This window comes from Anaerolineales bacterium (assembly GCA_015075625.1).
Taxonomy (GTDB): domain Bacteria; phylum Chloroflexota; class Anaerolineae; order Aggregatilineales; family UBA2796; genus UBA2796.
In genome coordinates this window covers 1,696,903-1,710,855 of the sequence record JABTTZ010000001.1, presented here as the reverse complement: position 1 = coordinate 1,710,855, position 13,953 = coordinate 1,696,903, and the positions used below count along the sequence as shown (strand labels likewise).

Genomic DNA, 13,953 nt, shown 5'->3' with positions numbered 1-13,953 from the left:
CAAACTACATCACGGATTCGGGGTCAAGCCCCGCAGGGGTGGTTAGCCCTAGCGCGGGCGGTTTAACCCCGCGCTATTTCGTGTCTTTCCGCCCGCCGCTAAAGCAGCGGGCTGAGATTGACCGCCCCGTTGGGGCTTGAAGGCAACCTACATCGCGGATTCGGGATTAAGCCCCGTAGGGGTGGCTATTTCTAGCGCGGGTGTTTTAACCCCGCGCCGTCATCGCAGATTCGGGATTAAGCCCCGCAGGGGTGGTTAACCCTAGCGCGGATGTTTTAACCCTGCGCCATTTCGTGCCTTTGCGCCCGCCGCTAAAGCAGCGGGCTGAGATTGACCGCCCCGCTGGGGCTTGAAGGCAACCTACATCGCGGATTCGGGATTAAGCCCCGTAGGGGTGGCTATTTCTAGCGCGGGTGTTTTAACCCCGCGCCACACGCGCCCCCGTAACGTCGTTGAAAATCGATTACGGCGAATGGTTCATGCGCATCGTCGTCTACCTTAGAAAGGATTGCCCCATGACTCTCCCACCCTTCAGCGCCCAATCCGCCTACACGCGGGCGACAGCGGCGCTCACCCTTGCCGAGGAAGAATCGCTCAGCACAGCGCTTGATCTGGGCGGCTATACCCCCGTTGGGCTGATCACGCCCGCCGCCCTGACGAACGCGGCGATCACCTTTCAGGTCAGCGCCGATGGCGAGACGTTCTACCCCCTGTGCGATGGGGGAAACGTCCCGCTCAGCCTGGCGGTCAGCACCGCTGCGGCGCGGGCATACCCCTTGAACCCCCGTGATTTTCTCGGCTGGCGCTACCTAAAAATTGAAACGGCGGAGGCGGAGGCGGCGGATCGAGTCTTTCAGATCGTCGTGCGCCCTGTCTAGCCGAGAGGAGTCCGAATCATGGCACACCGCTTGCTCAGCCTTCAACCCGCCGCGCCGAACTTCACCCGCCGCCTGCTGAACGCCTACCCCGCCGCCCTGATCGGCGCATGGGTGCTGGACGAAGGGGCGGGGGCGGCGGTGGCGGTGGATGCCTCTGGGAACGGCTACAACGGGACGTATACGGGCGTGGCGGCGGGGGCAGACCGCGCCCCTGATGGACGCCCCGCCCCGCGTTTTGGGGGCGAGGGGGCGGTGATCGTCCCCGACGATGCGGCGCTGACCCCGGCGGCATTCACACTGGCGTTTTGGCTGCGCCTTGCCGCCCACGCGCCATATGGGGGAATCATCGGGAAAAATGAGGCGTCGTGGTCAGAGGCGGGCTATGCCTTTGCCTTTGCCGGTGGCTACCTCGGTTGGCTGAACAGTTACACCGAAAGCGGGGTTAGCCGCCTTGACCCCGCCCTGAACCGCTGGCAACACTGGGCGCTGAGCTACGATGGCGAGTTCGTGCGGCTGTATCGCGGCGGGGTGTTGGCTGCGGTGCGGGCATACAGCACGCCGATCACGCCCGCCGCCGTACCGCTGACCTTTGGGCGGACACCGGGCGCGGCGGATATGCGCGGGTCGCTCGCCCGTGTTGGCTTGTGGGGGGCGGCGCTGACGGCGGCGCAGATCGCAGCGCTGGCGGCGGATGCCCTGTAGCGCGTCCTCATGAGGGCGCGGGGTTAAACCATCCGCGCTAGGGTTAACCACCTCTGCGAGGTTTGAACCCGAATCCGTGACATGATTTGCCTTCAAGCCCCAACGGGGCGGTCAATCTCAGCCCGCTGCTTTAGCGGCGGGCGCAAACGCGGGCAGCCACACGACGAGAAACAAGAAAGGATACACAAGATGCCCCGATCTGGGATGGCGACGGTGATCGCCCAACTGCGGCTGCTGACGAACACGACGCCGACGGATGTCACTCTGGCGGGCGTCCCCTATTGGACGGACGACCAACTTCAAGCCGAACTGGATCGGATGGCGACGGTTCATAGCCGCCTGGGACTGATCGCCGTGACGCCCCCACCGGTGACGGTATACCGCATCCCGCTGAGCGACCCGCTAGAGGAAGCGGGGACGGATTCCGGCTTTGCTGTGCGGGATCGGCGGGGGGCGGTGGTCAATCCGGCGCTCTACGCGGTGAATTATGCCGCACGGCGGATCACCTTCCTCAGTGAGACGGGCGGGGCGCGGTACGTCCTTGACTGCCGAGTCTACAACCTCCATCGGGCGGCGGCGGCGGTTTGGGCGCAGAAAGCCGCCCTTGCTGCTGCCAAACTTGATTGGGAGGCAGAAGGGCGCGGGGTGCGGGCGGCGCAAGAACACGCCCACTGTTTACGGATGGTCGATCATCATGAACGCTTGGCGGGGATCGTCGTCGGAAGATTCGTCTAGAGAAAGGTGGATCGATGTACCCCTCCTCGGCATTTTTGGAGCTGCGCCGCGCCGCCCTTGCTCAACTCGTCATTTTTTGGGAGGTGGCGGACGAATCACACGCGCTCCACCCCCATTACCTAGAGTTTCGCATCGAACGAAACGCCGATCTCCCCGATGGGACTCCCCACAACGCCCCCTACCGTGATGTCCTGCTGGGGGCGGCGGGCGGCGCAGCGCGGATTGTCCTGCACGCGGAGGAATCCCTTGAGGGGGCGCTTGCCGAGGGGACGCGGGGCGTCCTCATCTACGGGCGCGGCGGCGCTGCGCCGGGGATGCCCAAACGGGGCTTTCCCGCCGTTGTGCAGACCTTCAGCGAACGGCTGAATCAAGGCGCGGCGGCGGTCTTTGAGATCGTCTTTGTTCGGGTGGGGGAATGGATCAGCGAGACGTGGGAATGAGAGGGCGCGTGGTCGCCCCGACGTGGGGTGAGGTTGGGCGGCGGGCGCAACCGTGAGCGCGTGCGGCGCTAGGGTTAACCACCCCTGCGGGGCTTGAACCCGAATACGGGATGTAGTTTGCCTTCAAGCCCCAACGGGGCGGTCAATCTCAGCCCGCTGCTTTAGCGGCGGGCGTCCCTACGTACCGCGCCGGTAGACGACATCGTAGCAATGCCCGACGTCCGCCTTTTCGATGTACAGGTAGCGGGCGATTTCCCTATAGCCACGTGGCGAGAGGAATGCCTCAATATCTTTCAATTGGCAGCCGCCCTTGTAAAGTTCAAAATCGGCTGCCTCCGTTTTGATGTAGCGAAAGCCATCCAAGATAGGCGCTGCCCCTTGCAAAACGAGCAGTTCGGATGCCTGTGTGTCCATGACCAGCGCGTCGTACTTGCTGAGGTCGATCTGTTCGCGCTGCGCCAGCGTGGAGAGCGTCACCGTCTGAAGGGTGAGCGTCTGCCCCATAGCGACCTCGCCATACAGTTCGGTGTGACGGGCGAACTCGAACAGGGAGGACGAGCTCCCCGCATTATCGGCAACATGAAAGGTGATTGGCTGGTCGTCGGCGCTGCTGATGAGGGCGCGGATCGCCCGCTGGCGAGGGAACGGCGCAATGTTTTTTTCCAATTGGGCAAAGACAGCGGGGATCGGCTCAAGCCAGATCACATCCAACCCGCGTGCGGCGTAGAGGTCAGCCTCCTCGCCAGTGTGCGCCCCGACATGAATCACGCCGCGCACATCACGGAGGAAGGCATCAAGGTGGCGCGTCTCCCACCGGAAGCGGGCGACCTCTAAGCCTTTGCGGAACGCTCCCAAACGGCGGCGCAGCGGCGCGGGAAGAAGGGTTTTCAGAGTGGACATGCAGTGTTCCAATAGGGTTTTTGTTGGAAGGTGACATTGTACCGCGAAGAGGCAAAAAAATCGGGGATGGGGTTGCGTGGCGCGGGGTTAAACCGCCCGCGCTAGGGCTAACCACCCCTGCGGGGCTTGACCCCGAATCCGTGATGTACTTTGCCTTCAAGCCCCAACGGGGCGGTCAATCTCAGCCCGCTGCTTTAACGGCGGGCGCAAAGGCACGAAATAGCGCGGGGTTAAAACACCCGCGCTAGGGTTAACCACCCCTGCGGGGCTTAATCCCGAATCCGCGATGTAGGTTGCCTTCAAGCCCCAACGGGGCGGTCAATCTCAGCCCGCTGCTTTAGCGGCGGGCGTCCCTACGGAATGCGCCCGCCTTGCTCTGCCTGAATTAGCCCGCGCCCGCGCCAGCGCCGCGCAAAATCGGGCGGGGCGCGAAGGTCAGCCGCCCCCCACCACCCCCCACAGACAAGAGCTTCGGCGTTCTTCCCCACCACCGCCCCATAGCCTGCCGCCCGCGCCCGCAGCGCGATCCCGATGATCGGGTGGGGGTCGTTTTCTTCTGCCGCCGCCTCCAGCGCCGCACGGATCACCTCCCGCCGTCCGAGGATTGCCCCCCCAAGGGGAACATCCATCCCCGCCCCCCCTTTGGCGGGGATCAGACAGCCCTCACGCTCAGCGGTGAGGGCAAGCCACCCCCCCGCCGCCGCCGCCAGCCCAACGCCATCCCCCCGCAGCGCAGCACTCAGCGCATCCAGCCACGCCGAATCCCGAATCTGCCCATCGGGGGCGATTAGAGCGAGACGCCGCCCGCGTGCCGCCAGTGCCAGCGCCGCCCACCCCTCGGCGGCGGGGCGGGGCGTTTGCCAACGAAGCCAGCGAACGGACCCCGGCAGATCGGGCGATGCGCCATCGACTCCGTTCAACAAGATGAGCGCCTCGCAGTCGTCCCGCGTCAGGGTGAAACGCAGCGAGCGGAGCAGTGTGGCGAAGGCGCCAGCATCATCGGCGGCGGTACGCTGTAAGAGGATTGTCGTGATCGTCCGGCGCATGGTCACACCCCACGCGGCAGCCGCAAAGCGAGCGCCGTCCCCGTCATCCCGCTTTCAAAATCCAGCCAGATCGCCCCGTTCGCTTGGGCAAATCGCGCTGACTCAATGACGAGGTAGCGCGTTGCTCCGGCGGGGATTTCCATGGCGAGATCGCCCATTGGGGCGCGGAAGGCGGGCGGGTTCACCCCCGCCGCAACGGTCACCGTGTAGGCTGCCTCGGCGCTGTTTGTGATCTGGACGGCGATCCGCCCCGTATCGCCACCGGCGGGGAGCGTCGCCCCATCTGTTGGCGAGATCGCCAGCGGCGTTTCCGGTGCGGTCAGCGCGTTCACGGCAAGATCGGTGATCGGGAGCGTATCGCGTGCCATTGGTTGGTTATCCTTTCGGTCAGTTGGTTGAAAAACTCTATGGGGGGCGACCCCGCGTGGTCGCCCGCTCACGCCCGTCGGCGTCCGCCCGCCGCTAAAGCAGCGGGCTGAAATTAACCGCCCCGTTGGGGCTTGAAGGCAAATTACATCGCGGATTCGGGGTCAAGCCCCGCAGGGGTGGTTAGTCCTAGCGCGGGTGGTTTAACCCCGCGCTATAGTTTGGTTGCCCCGCCCCTGTAGGGACGCCCTCTGAGGCGTCCGCCCGCCTTTCACCGCCCTACGCCCGCTGTGCGGAGAGGACGGCGATCCCCATCGGGCGGACGAGCTTTGCCCCATACAGGTGCAGCCCTTTCACCGCGTCGGCAAAGCGTTTTTCCGGGCGGTATGCCTCAAACTGGACGATCTGTTCGGCAAAGGTGATCGCCCCGCCATAGCCGGCGATGATCTTGTAGACCGAGCCAGCCGGATTCGGGGCGTTGTTCGATTCCATCACCGAAAGCCCCGCCGCCATCCCGATCTGCCCATTGCGCAGCGCCTGATCGCCAAGCGCCGTCCCCGAACGGATGAACCGTTCGTCTTTACGCAGCAGGGCGTAATACCAGGGGGGGACAACCACCCACCGTCCGGGGCGGGGGACGTTTGCCTCGGTCAGCATCGTATCGAGATCAACAAGGTATTCATAGGCGCGTCCTGCCGTCCCCAAATCCGTTTTGGGGGTCGTTGTGCTGCCAATCGTGTTCCCCTCCGCCGCATCCGTGTAGAGTCCGGCAATGTAACGATCCGCGCTATCGGCAAGGGCATAGGCGGCTTCCTTCATCGCCTCGTCCATGGCGTCGGGGCTGCTCTGAAGGCGATCCACGTCGTCAATCTGAAAGTGGAAGTACTTCGCTTGGTCAATTTCAAGAACGGTCTGCGCGTCCTCCAGTGTTTCCGGTTCGCCAAGCTGGTCGTCGCGGATGTAATCCTCAATGGTGATCGCCCCAATAGCGTTGATGCGCACACTGTCGCCCTTTTGCCGAATGTCCCCTTCGTAATCGCGGTTCACCACACCCGCCTGCCCAAACACGTGCGCCGTGTGCAGGTTTGCCAGCAGCCGCGCCGTCCACACCGAGGGAATCAAGTTATAAACGCTCATTCGTTCGCTCTCCATGTCACCTGATCAAGACCAGCGGGCATTGAATCACGGCTGAGAATCACAAACGCACCCGGCACGGACTCTCCTGAATCCGTACCGGGCGCGTCATTTCCCGGCTGAGGGTTGGGTCGCACACCACAAGCACCCTCTCAATCGCATGAAAGGCAGTTTAGCACATAAGTTCTTATGTGTCAAGAGTCAGATCGTCCGCCCCCGCACGCCTTGCCCTTCCCGATGAACAAAGGGTATAGTTTGTGACGGCAAGCCGCTGATCATGGAGAAGGCATGACTCATTCGCAAGCTGGACTCAACCGCGTGATTGTCGCCCTGACCCGCGCCAAACTGACAGGGGTCACCGAACACACCCTTGCTGTCGCCTCGGCACGCTTGGCGGAGGATGCCCTTTTTCTTGACGAGATGACCGAAGCGCAGCTTGGCGCGGCGCTGCTGACCCGCGTCCGCTACCCGCTTGACCCTTCGGAGATGAGTCACTTTCTGAGCAGCGCCCCCGCCCTGACGCCGAATCTGCTTGCCGCCGAACAGATTACCGACGAACACGCCCAACACTACGTCCGTTGGCTGCCGGGCTTTCTGTCCGATCCGGCGACAGTGACAAGCCAGAATGCCCGCGTGCTGATGGGCTGGTTGGCAAGCCACCGCGCCGAGGCAATCCGCGCCAAGCCGGACGGTTTGGCGATGCTCCGCCGCGTTGCCGATGATCCGACCACCTCGCCAAAATCGTCGGCGTACATCGCCTTCATGTTGGGCGCGTGCGGGACGATGGACGATTATGATCGGGTCATCCAGCACGCCGAGCGCGTCATAGAGCATGACCGCGAGCGGATCGATCTCGTTGCCGAGGGGTTGTACCGCCTTTACCCGCCCGCCCTGATCAACGCCCTAAACTTTTTTCTGGAGGGGCTGCGCCCGGATTTGAAATCAAAACAGGCGATGACCGGACTCTACCTGTTGGAAAAAGTGGTCGAATTTGAGGATAGCGATTTTTGGAAGCAGTTTTATGATGAAATGGACGCTATCTTAGGGCGCTTGCGCGATCTCAAGACGGAGAACACGTGGCTAGAGCGCCTCGGTGACCAGCTTGAAAAACAACTTGCCTATGCCGGATTTGAAGAGGATGCCTGAAGAAACGCTTTAAAATCGTTACCCGCGCCCACGCGCTGCGGTTAATCGTGTGTTGTGTATTGTCTATTCGCAGTTGAAATCCCTTTTGGAGACGCTCCATGAAAAAATCCTTGCAGCAGATCGCCTCTGTGCTGATCATCGTCTTGGCGCTCACGGTCAGCGCCGTTGGCATCACCCGCGCCGAACCCGCCCCACAAGGCGGAGCGCCGCTTGTGATTGGCGTCATTGGTACCGCCGATAGCTCGCTTGCCCTCGGTGTTTCGTTGGCGGTGGAGACGGCAAACGCCACTGGCAAAGTCCGTTTTGCGGTGGCGGCAGGGGCGGCAACAACGCCTGATGAAGTTCGCCAAGTGGTTGACGCCTTCAAAAACATTGGGGTGGTCGCTATTTTTGGACCGGATAACAGCGCCCTTGCCGCTGCCGCCAGTGATGCGCTGAACAGCGCGGGCGTCCCCGTCTTTACGGGTGCAACAGGCGTTGATTCCCCTCGCGGCGGGCTGATCTTCCATACCCGCGCGGAAGATACGCTCAAACTGCGGGCGCTGGTTGAGGTCTTGGTGCGGGATCGCGCCCAAACGCGGATCGCCGTATATCAGGAAAGCGCCGCCCAAGCGCCCCTCGTCCAGATTGTCACGGACGCGCTGGCGTCCTTCGGCGTTCCGGCGCTGCTGCTGAACGGCGAAGGCGCTGATGGAACGCTGCTTTCGCCAACGGATGCCGCCGCTCAACTCTTGGGCAGTGGGGCGGGGGCGGTGGTTAGCCTTGCCAATTCGCAGACGAGTGCGCTCGTCTTTCGCGCCCTGCGCGATGCCGGCTTTGGCGGGGTGTTTGCTCTTGCCAATGGCGATGACAACGCCTTTTTAGAGGGGATTCCCTTCGGCGGGCGGCGGGGAATCCTCACCGCCATTGATTGGACGCCCATCCTTGATACCCCCACCAGCGCCAGCTTTCTAAAGACGTATGTCACCCTGTTTGGCAAACTTCCCGATGGGCGTGCCGCCGCCGCCTTTGACGGCGCGACACTGCTTGCCAACGCCGTCCTAGAGGGGGCGACCACCGCCGCCGATATTCGCGCCAAGCTGATCACCGTCGGGACGGTGAGTGGCGTGCAGGGGGGACTGATCCCCGCCCGCGAAGGGGGACGGATCAACGAGAATGTCATTGTGGGTGAGGCAAATGTGTACGGCGCACTCCGCCCCGTCGCTATTTTTGATGGGCGGACGCGGGTCGATTTTAGCGGGCAAGCAACGGCAGTCCCCACAACGCCGCCCACCGCCGTACCAACCGTCGCTACCGAAACGCCAACGCCCACCTTCACCCTGACCTTCACCCCCTCCCCGACGTTCACTCCGACGCCGACGCTCCCGCCGACATTTACGCTTGTCCCCTCGCCCACGCTGGATGGCGTCTTTGCCACCGTTCGTTCTAGCACGTTGAATGTGCGGCAGGGTCCGGGGCAAAATTACCCGATCCTCGGTCAGTTGAACCGCAATGAGCAAGTGCAACTCCTCGGCGCGAATGCCGATTTCAGTTGGTTTGCTATTCTGTTCCGCCAACAGCCGGCGTGGATCAGCGGGGCAAGCCAGTTCATCAGCATCGCCGGCGATGTGCGCACGCTGCCGCTCATTGCGCCGCCGCCGACGCCCACCGTGCCGCCAACAGTCACCCCCACGCCCAAAGCGGATATTGTCATGGTGAACGCCTTCCTGACGCCCGCCGTGCCGCTGCCCGGACAGCCCTTCACCCTGACGGTGACGCTCGCCAATCAGGGCGGGATCAACGCCGGACAGTTTGCGGTGGCAGCCTCCATGCGCCCCGGCGAGGTATTCGGCTCGGCAATTGTGCCGGGGCTGGCAGCCGGACAGCAAACACAGGCGATCATCAACTACACCCTCGGCGGGACGGGCGTGGAGACGATTGCTATCGTCCTTGACCTGAACCGCGAGGTGGATGAAGGTGATCTCGGTGAGCAGAACAACAGCCCGTCCTTCACCTATAAGATTGATCGCGGCTTCAATGTGACCCAAGCAACGGCGCAGCTTGCCCCCGGCAGCAGCATCGATCTCTTTGGGGGGACTCAAGACCTGACCTTTGATCCGACCTCCAACCTTGTGCCGATCAACGGCTCGGTGGTTGGGGCGCTCTCCGGCGTACAGGTAGCGCAGGTCCACTATGACTACCTCTCGCCCGCCGTCGTCAACAATGTTGTGGGCATTGCGCAGGGAAATCTGCTGCAAGGCTTGGTTATTGGCGTCTACACGGCGGAAGGTCAGCGTGCCTATATCCGTGTGGCGGGCTACAACGGGGCGAACATTCTCCTCGACATTTGGGTGTACACACCGTAGATATTGCGCACCCCTCGTAGGGGCGCCCCCCTGGGCGTCCGCCGCACGCTCTAGCCCGCCCCTAAAGGGGACGGGCTAAGAATAACCACCCCTACGGGGCTTGGAAGGCAGCCCACACCATGTTGTCTTCAAGCCCCAACGGGGTGATCACGCCTAGCGCGGGTGTTTTAACCCCGCACCCCGTAGGGGCGCAATGCCTTGCGCCCGTTTTGATGGATAACCACCCCTTCCCCCTCATGTGACAACGCCGCCTGTGCTATACTTGTGCAGAATAAACAAAAGACGAAAAGTGGGGTATTTCCTCAAAAAATTACCCCGATTCGTTACCAACAGGAGGGGTTTTAACCAATGTCGGACGATTTTTTGCCAATTAAGCGTATTGATCATGTCGAACTCTATGTCGGGAATGCCAAGCAAGCCGCCCATTTTTACCGGACGGGGTTTGGCTTTGCCCACACCGGCTACAGCGGGCTGGAGACGGGCAACCGTGAGTTTGCTTCCTACCTGATGGAACAAGGACAGATTCGCCTTGTCCTTTCCACCTCGTTTTCCCCTGACCATGCGGCGTCACGCTTCGTTCACCTTCATGGGGATTCCGTCGCTGTGATTGCCATGGAAGTCCCCGACGCCGAGAGCGCCTATCGGGAATCGACCAAGCGCGGGGCGACAGGGGCGATTCCCCCCACCGAACGCGCCGATGAGTACGGCGTCCTTCGTTACAGCGCCATCCGCTGCTATGGCGATGTAATCATCAAGTTTGTGGATCGGCAGGATTATCAGGGTGTGTTTCTGCCGGGCTATCGGGCGGTGAACGCCGCCACGAACGGCACGAATGGGCGCGGCGCACACCACCACAAGGGGATCGGACTCGCTGCTGTCGATCACATGGTGGGCAATGTCGAATTGGGGGCGATGAACCGTTGGGTGCAGTTCTTTGCCGAAACGATGGGCTTCTCGCAGTTGCTCCACTTTGATGATCGGGACATCAGCACCGAGTATTCGGCGCTCATGTCAAAGGTGATGCAAAACGGCACCGGGAAAGTGAAATTCCCCATCAACGAACCCGCCGAGGGCAAGCGCAAATCGCAGATTCAAGAATACCTTGATTACCACTATGGACCCGGCGTCCAGCACCTTGCCCTTTCGACGGGCGACATCATCGGCACCGTCTCCCAACTGCGGGCGAACGGGATCGAATTTCTCACCGTCCCCTCTGCCTATTACGAGCAGTTGACCGAGCGCGTCGGGACGATTGATGAGCCGATTGATCGTCTTGCCGAGCTTGGGATTTTGGTGGATCGCGATGAGGAAGGCTATTTACTGCAAATCTTCACGAACCCCGTTCAAGATCGCCCCACCGTCTTTTTCGAGGTAATCGAGCGGCATGGATCGCGGGGCTTTGGCAAAGGGAACTTCAAAGCACTCTTTGAGGCGATTGAGCGCGAACAGGAAAAACGCGGTAATCTCTAAGGCAGTGTAGTGTGGCGCTGAAAGGCGTGTCCGCAATTAGAAAAAGGAACATCTGCCAAGAAGGGAAACCCTCAAAAGAGACCAACCGAGGCTGTGTTGACCGTTTTGGGTCAGAACCCCTATCCCCCCTGCCCCCTTTCCCCATAAACAGGGAAAGGGGGAGAGAGTCCGTGTCTCTGTTAGGGGTGGGGGCAAGCCCCGAAGGGGTGGTTACTCCTAGCCCGCTGCTTTAGCGGCGGGCGCATCCCCCGCATTTTTGTATGATGCGGTTATTCCGTTTCGCCCCCTTCTTCGGGGGTGGTGACGAGGACGGAATTATCCCCACTAAAGGGGTTAGACACGTACTTGTCGGCGTGCCAATCGTTGTGCCAATCCGATCCGTTGACGAGGTAGCGATACTGGTATTCACGGTTCAAATCAAGATCGAGCGTCAGCGTGAACCGCGTTGTTTTCTTCTTGGCATCCACCTTTTTTTCCATCGGGTGGCTGCGTTCATCCCAGTTGTTAAAGTCGCCAACAAGATAGACGTCCTCTGCGCCTTCAATGCCCGACGGCAATTCAAAGGTGATTTTGGCTTTCGATTTGAGGAACTTCTTCTTGAGCATGATCATTCGTGACCCTTCCATGCAATGTTGATACCCTGTTCATTTTATCACAAGCTAAAAGGGTAGGAAAGCAATGATCATAGGAATCTTAGCTCATTTTTTCAGGCATGTTGCACGAATGGGCAGCAGATTGCGGTAAAATTGATCGAAAGTGGCGGGCGCGGGTGTGGCGCGGGGCTAAAGCCCTCGCGCTAAGGCTAGACACCCCGTTGGGGCTTAACACGGAAGACAGACTGCGCCGCATGAATTCCCCTCTCTCCATCTATGGGGTGGCGGCTTTCCAAGCCCCGAAGGGGTGATTATTCATAGCCCGCCGCTTTAGCGGCGGGGTCACTGGGGTTATAATGGCAACCTATCCTAACGTTACAAAGAACCATTTACATAAGCAACCAGAAAGCGAGTGACCATGCCTCAGATTGGCGAGATTGCCCCCGATTTTGAACTGCTGAATCAGGACGGCAGCCCCGTGAAGCTCTCCGACTTTCGCGGGAAGAACGTCGTCCTTTACTTTTACCCCGAAGACTTCACCTCCGGCTGTGAGTATCAGGCGTGCAAATTCCGCGATGGCTACGAGGCGATCCATGCCGAAAACGCCGTTGTCGTGGGCATCAGCCCCGATACGCCCGAACGTCACACGGAATTTCGTCAGGTGTTAAACCTACCTTTCACGCTGCTGTGCGATCCCGATCTAAGCCTGACAAAGGCGTGGGGTGTTTATGGGAAGAAAACCTATTCCAATGGGGTTGAATACGAGGGGTTGATCCGTTCGCAGTACATCCTTGACGGCGAAGGGCGCATTGTTGCCGCCAACGTTCCGGTGAAAGCGCCGGATAGCTACCCGCTGGCGCTGGAAGCACTAAAGACGATTAAATGAGGGTGGGGGGAAGTGGGCGCATCGTATGCGCCCCTACTCGCCGGGGCGCTCGAAGAACCACAAAAGGGTATTCCCATAGCGGCGCTCTTGAGTCTCCCGTAAGTTGGTCAGGGAGATCGCGCCCTTTTCCGTTGGGTCAATCTGGACAATGATCAGCCCATCGGGAGCGATGTGGGCGGGATTCTGATCGAGGATCGCCAGCGTCTCTGCCCACAGGTTAAGATATTGTGGCGGGGCAATATAGATGATCTCCGCCCCACCAGCGAGATTTTCCGGCGGCGGGCGGCGGAGGTATGCCCGTACATCGTCTTTGACGATGACACCCCCCGCCAACCCTGTGCTGGCAAGGTTTTCCTCAATCGTCCGTTGGGCGATGCGGGCATTTTCAACGAATACAGCGCATGTCGCGCCTCGGCTGAGCGCCTCAATCCCAACGCTCCCTGTCCCTGCATACAGGTCAAGGAAGGATGATTCAGGGATGCGCTGACCCAAGATGCTAAAGAGCGCTTCCTTCACCCGATCCATGATCGGGCGCGTCCCAATGCCGGGGACAACCTTCAACCTGCGCCCCTTCGCCTTGCCGCTGATCACGCGCATCGTCATACGGTTTACTTATCCCTTGACTATTTCTGCCAAATGCTGTGTCACCAGTTTCAAAAGCATCGGAAAGCGAGAGTGTTCGTCCGCCGTCTTACCAATTTCAGCGCGGATCAGGCTTTCTGTCTTGCGAAAGGCTTCGGCAGCTTTTGAAGCCTGTCCCATCCCCTTATAGGTGAGCGCCAAGCCAAAGTTGGCGTCAATGTGATCGCCCCATTCGTCTAAGAGTTTGCGGTAGGCTTCCACCGCCTCGCCGTAATTTTTGCGAATGTGGAGACTCCACGCCTGCCCTACACGCAGGTCAAAATCGGTGAATTCGCGGATGCCGGTCTTTGGTTTGTTGTACATAAGATGCCTCACATGCGCTCAAAAGGATGAAACCGATCTTTCTTTGGCAACGGCGGGTTCAGTATACCTAATCCTGAAAGGATTGGAATGATCAGTCCGCTCAGTCCGGCGCGGCGGGCAAAGACACCCTATCCGCCTACCTGTCTTTCAGGCGTGTCCGCAGTTAGAAAAAAGAACATCAGCCAAGAAGGGGTAAACGCAAACGTGACTAACTTGGCTGTGGTGACGGTCTTGGTTTAGAACCCCTATCCCCGCTTGCAGGGAAAGGGGGAGAGCTGCCCTCTCTCTGGTATGGGGGCAAGCCCCGCAGGGGTGGTTACTCCTAGCCCGCTGCTTTAGCGGCGGGCGCTCATGGGCGGCGATGGGC

The 13,953-nt window shown here is 60.7% G+C and carries 15 protein-coding genes; 8 read left to right on the top strand and 7 right to left on the bottom strand.

Annotation, left to right across the window (positions count from 1 at the left end):
• Positions 1 to 515 precede the first annotated feature (515 nt).
• From HS103_07100 to HS103_07085, 4 genes are all read left to right on the top strand, one after another.
• Entirely contained in the window at positions 516 to 878 is a 363-nt protein-coding gene (locus HS103_07100; protein ID MBE7512565.1) for a hypothetical protein, read from the top strand.
• A gap of 18 nt (positions 879 to 896) precedes the next feature.
• Positions 897 to 1,580 (top strand): LamG domain-containing protein, encoded by a 684-nt coding sequence (locus HS103_07095; GenBank protein MBE7512564.1) that lies wholly within the window; start codon positions 897 to 899, stop codon positions 1,578 to 1,580.
• 189 nt (positions 1,581 to 1,769) lie between these two features.
• Positions 1,770 to 2,315, top strand: a complete 546-nt coding sequence (locus tag HS103_07090; GenBank protein MBE7512563.1) for a hypothetical protein — start codon at positions 1,770 to 1,772, stop codon at positions 2,313 to 2,315.
• Between the two features lie 14 nt (positions 2,316 to 2,329).
• Positions 2,330 to 2,755: a hypothetical protein gene (locus HS103_07085; GenBank protein ID MBE7512562.1), complete on the top strand. Its 426-nt coding sequence runs from the start codon at positions 2,330 to 2,332 to the stop codon at positions 2,753 to 2,755.
• 177 nt (positions 2,756 to 2,932) lie between these two features.
• Here the strand turns inward: HS103_07085 and HS103_07080 are convergent, their stop codons facing one another.
• From HS103_07080 to HS103_07065, 4 genes are all read right to left on the bottom strand, one after another.
• Entirely contained in the window at positions 2,933 to 3,655 is a 723-nt protein-coding gene (locus tag HS103_07080) for an FkbM family methyltransferase (GenBank protein MBE7512561.1), read from the bottom strand.
• Between the two features lie 353 nt (positions 3,656 to 4,008).
• Positions 4,009 to 4,701, bottom strand: coding sequence for a hypothetical protein (locus HS103_07075; GenBank protein MBE7512560.1), 693 nt, complete (start codon positions 4,699 to 4,701; stop codon positions 4,009 to 4,011).
• A 2-nt stretch (positions 4,702 to 4,703) separates the two neighbouring features.
• Positions 4,704 to 5,069, bottom strand: coding sequence for a hypothetical protein (locus HS103_07070; GenBank protein ID MBE7512559.1), 366 nt, complete (start codon positions 5,067 to 5,069; stop codon positions 4,704 to 4,706).
• Between the two features lie 277 nt (positions 5,070 to 5,346).
• Entirely contained in the window at positions 5,347 to 6,204 is an 858-nt protein-coding gene (locus HS103_07065; GenBank protein MBE7512558.1) for a P22 coat protein - protein 5 domain protein, read from the bottom strand.
• 285 nt (positions 6,205 to 6,489) lie between these two features.
• Between HS103_07065 and HS103_07060 the strand changes: the two genes are divergently transcribed.
• The 3 genes from HS103_07060 (at position 6,490) to hppD (ending at position 11,162) form a co-directional block, all read left to right on the top strand.
• Positions 6,490 to 7,347: a hypothetical protein gene (locus tag HS103_07060; protein ID MBE7512557.1), complete on the top strand. Its 858-nt coding sequence runs from the start codon at positions 6,490 to 6,492 to the stop codon at positions 7,345 to 7,347.
• A gap of 98 nt (positions 7,348 to 7,445) precedes the next feature.
• Entirely contained in the window at positions 7,446 to 9,692 is a 2,247-nt protein-coding gene (locus HS103_07055; protein MBE7512556.1) for an ABC transporter substrate-binding protein, read from the top strand.
• A gap of 348 nt (positions 9,693 to 10,040) precedes the next feature.
• Positions 10,041 to 11,162 carry a 4-hydroxyphenylpyruvate dioxygenase gene (gene hppD, locus HS103_07050; protein ID MBE7512555.1) on the top strand — a complete coding sequence of 374 codons (1,122 nt, stop codon included), beginning with the start codon at positions 10,041 to 10,043 and terminating at the stop codon, positions 11,160 to 11,162.
• 269 nt (positions 11,163 to 11,431) lie between these two features.
• Here hppD and HS103_07045 read toward each other — a convergent pair whose 3' ends face one another.
• Positions 11,432 to 11,770, bottom strand: a complete 339-nt coding sequence (locus HS103_07045; protein ID MBE7512554.1) for an isoamylase early set domain-containing protein — start codon at positions 11,768 to 11,770, stop codon at positions 11,432 to 11,434.
• 403 nt (positions 11,771 to 12,173) lie between these two features.
• Here HS103_07045 and HS103_07040 point away from each other — a divergent pair, with 403 nt between their 5' ends.
• Complete coding sequence (locus HS103_07040; GenBank protein MBE7512553.1) at positions 12,174 to 12,641, top strand: peroxiredoxin; 468 nt, start codon at positions 12,174 to 12,176, stop codon at positions 12,639 to 12,641.
• A gap of 33 nt (positions 12,642 to 12,674) precedes the next feature.
• Here HS103_07040 and rsmD read toward each other — a convergent pair whose 3' ends face one another.
• Positions 12,675 to 13,244 (bottom strand): 16S rRNA (guanine(966)-N(2))-methyltransferase RsmD, encoded by a 570-nt coding sequence (gene rsmD / locus HS103_07035; protein ID MBE7512552.1) that lies wholly within the window; start codon positions 13,242 to 13,244, stop codon positions 12,675 to 12,677.
• A gap of 9 nt (positions 13,245 to 13,253) precedes the next feature.
• Complete coding sequence (locus HS103_07030; protein MBE7512551.1) at positions 13,254 to 13,586, bottom strand: tetratricopeptide repeat protein; 333 nt, start codon at positions 13,584 to 13,586, stop codon at positions 13,254 to 13,256.
• Positions 13,587 to 13,953 lie beyond the last annotated feature (367 nt).

Bases quoted from the DNA above. Each gene is read 5' to 3' on its own strand.
- HS103_07095 (MBE7512564.1), top strand. From the start codon at position 897: ATGGCACACCGCTTGCTCAGCCTTCAACCCGCCGCGCCGAACTTCACC.
- HS103_07065 (MBE7512558.1), bottom strand. From the start codon at position 6,204: ATGAGCGTTTATAACTTGATTCCCTCGGTGTGGACGGCGCGGCTGCTG.
- rsmD (MBE7512552.1), bottom strand. From the start codon at position 13,244: ATGACGATGCGCGTGATCAGCGGCAAGGCGAAGGGGCGCAGGTTGAAG.
- HS103_07090 (MBE7512563.1), top strand. From the start codon at position 1,770: ATGCCCCGATCTGGGATGGCGACGGTGATCGCCCAACTGCGGCTGCTG.
- HS103_07085 (MBE7512562.1), top strand. From the start codon at position 2,330: ATGTACCCCTCCTCGGCATTTTTGGAGCTGCGCCGCGCCGCCCTTGCT.
- HS103_07055 (MBE7512556.1), top strand. From the start codon at position 7,446: ATGAAAAAATCCTTGCAGCAGATCGCCTCTGTGCTGATCATCGTCTTG.
- HS103_07070 (MBE7512559.1), bottom strand. From the start codon at position 5,069: ATGGCACGCGATACGCTCCCGATCACCGATCTTGCCGTGAACGCGCTG.
- HS103_07080 (MBE7512561.1), bottom strand. From the start codon at position 3,655: ATGTCCACTCTGAAAACCCTTCTTCCCGCGCCGCTGCGCCGCCGTTTG.
- HS103_07075 (MBE7512560.1), bottom strand. From the start codon at position 4,701: ATGCGCCGGACGATCACGACAATCCTCTTACAGCGTACCGCCGCCGAT.
- hppD (MBE7512555.1), top strand. From the start codon at position 10,041: ATGTCGGACGATTTTTTGCCAATTAAGCGTATTGATCATGTCGAACTC.
- HS103_07060 (MBE7512557.1), top strand. From the start codon at position 6,490: ATGACTCATTCGCAAGCTGGACTCAACCGCGTGATTGTCGCCCTGACC.
- HS103_07040 (MBE7512553.1), top strand. From the start codon at position 12,174: ATGCCTCAGATTGGCGAGATTGCCCCCGATTTTGAACTGCTGAATCAG.
- HS103_07030 (MBE7512551.1), bottom strand. From the start codon at position 13,586: ATGTACAACAAACCAAAGACCGGCATCCGCGAATTCACCGATTTTGAC.
- HS103_07100 (MBE7512565.1), top strand. From the start codon at position 516: ATGACTCTCCCACCCTTCAGCGCCCAATCCGCCTACACGCGGGCGACA.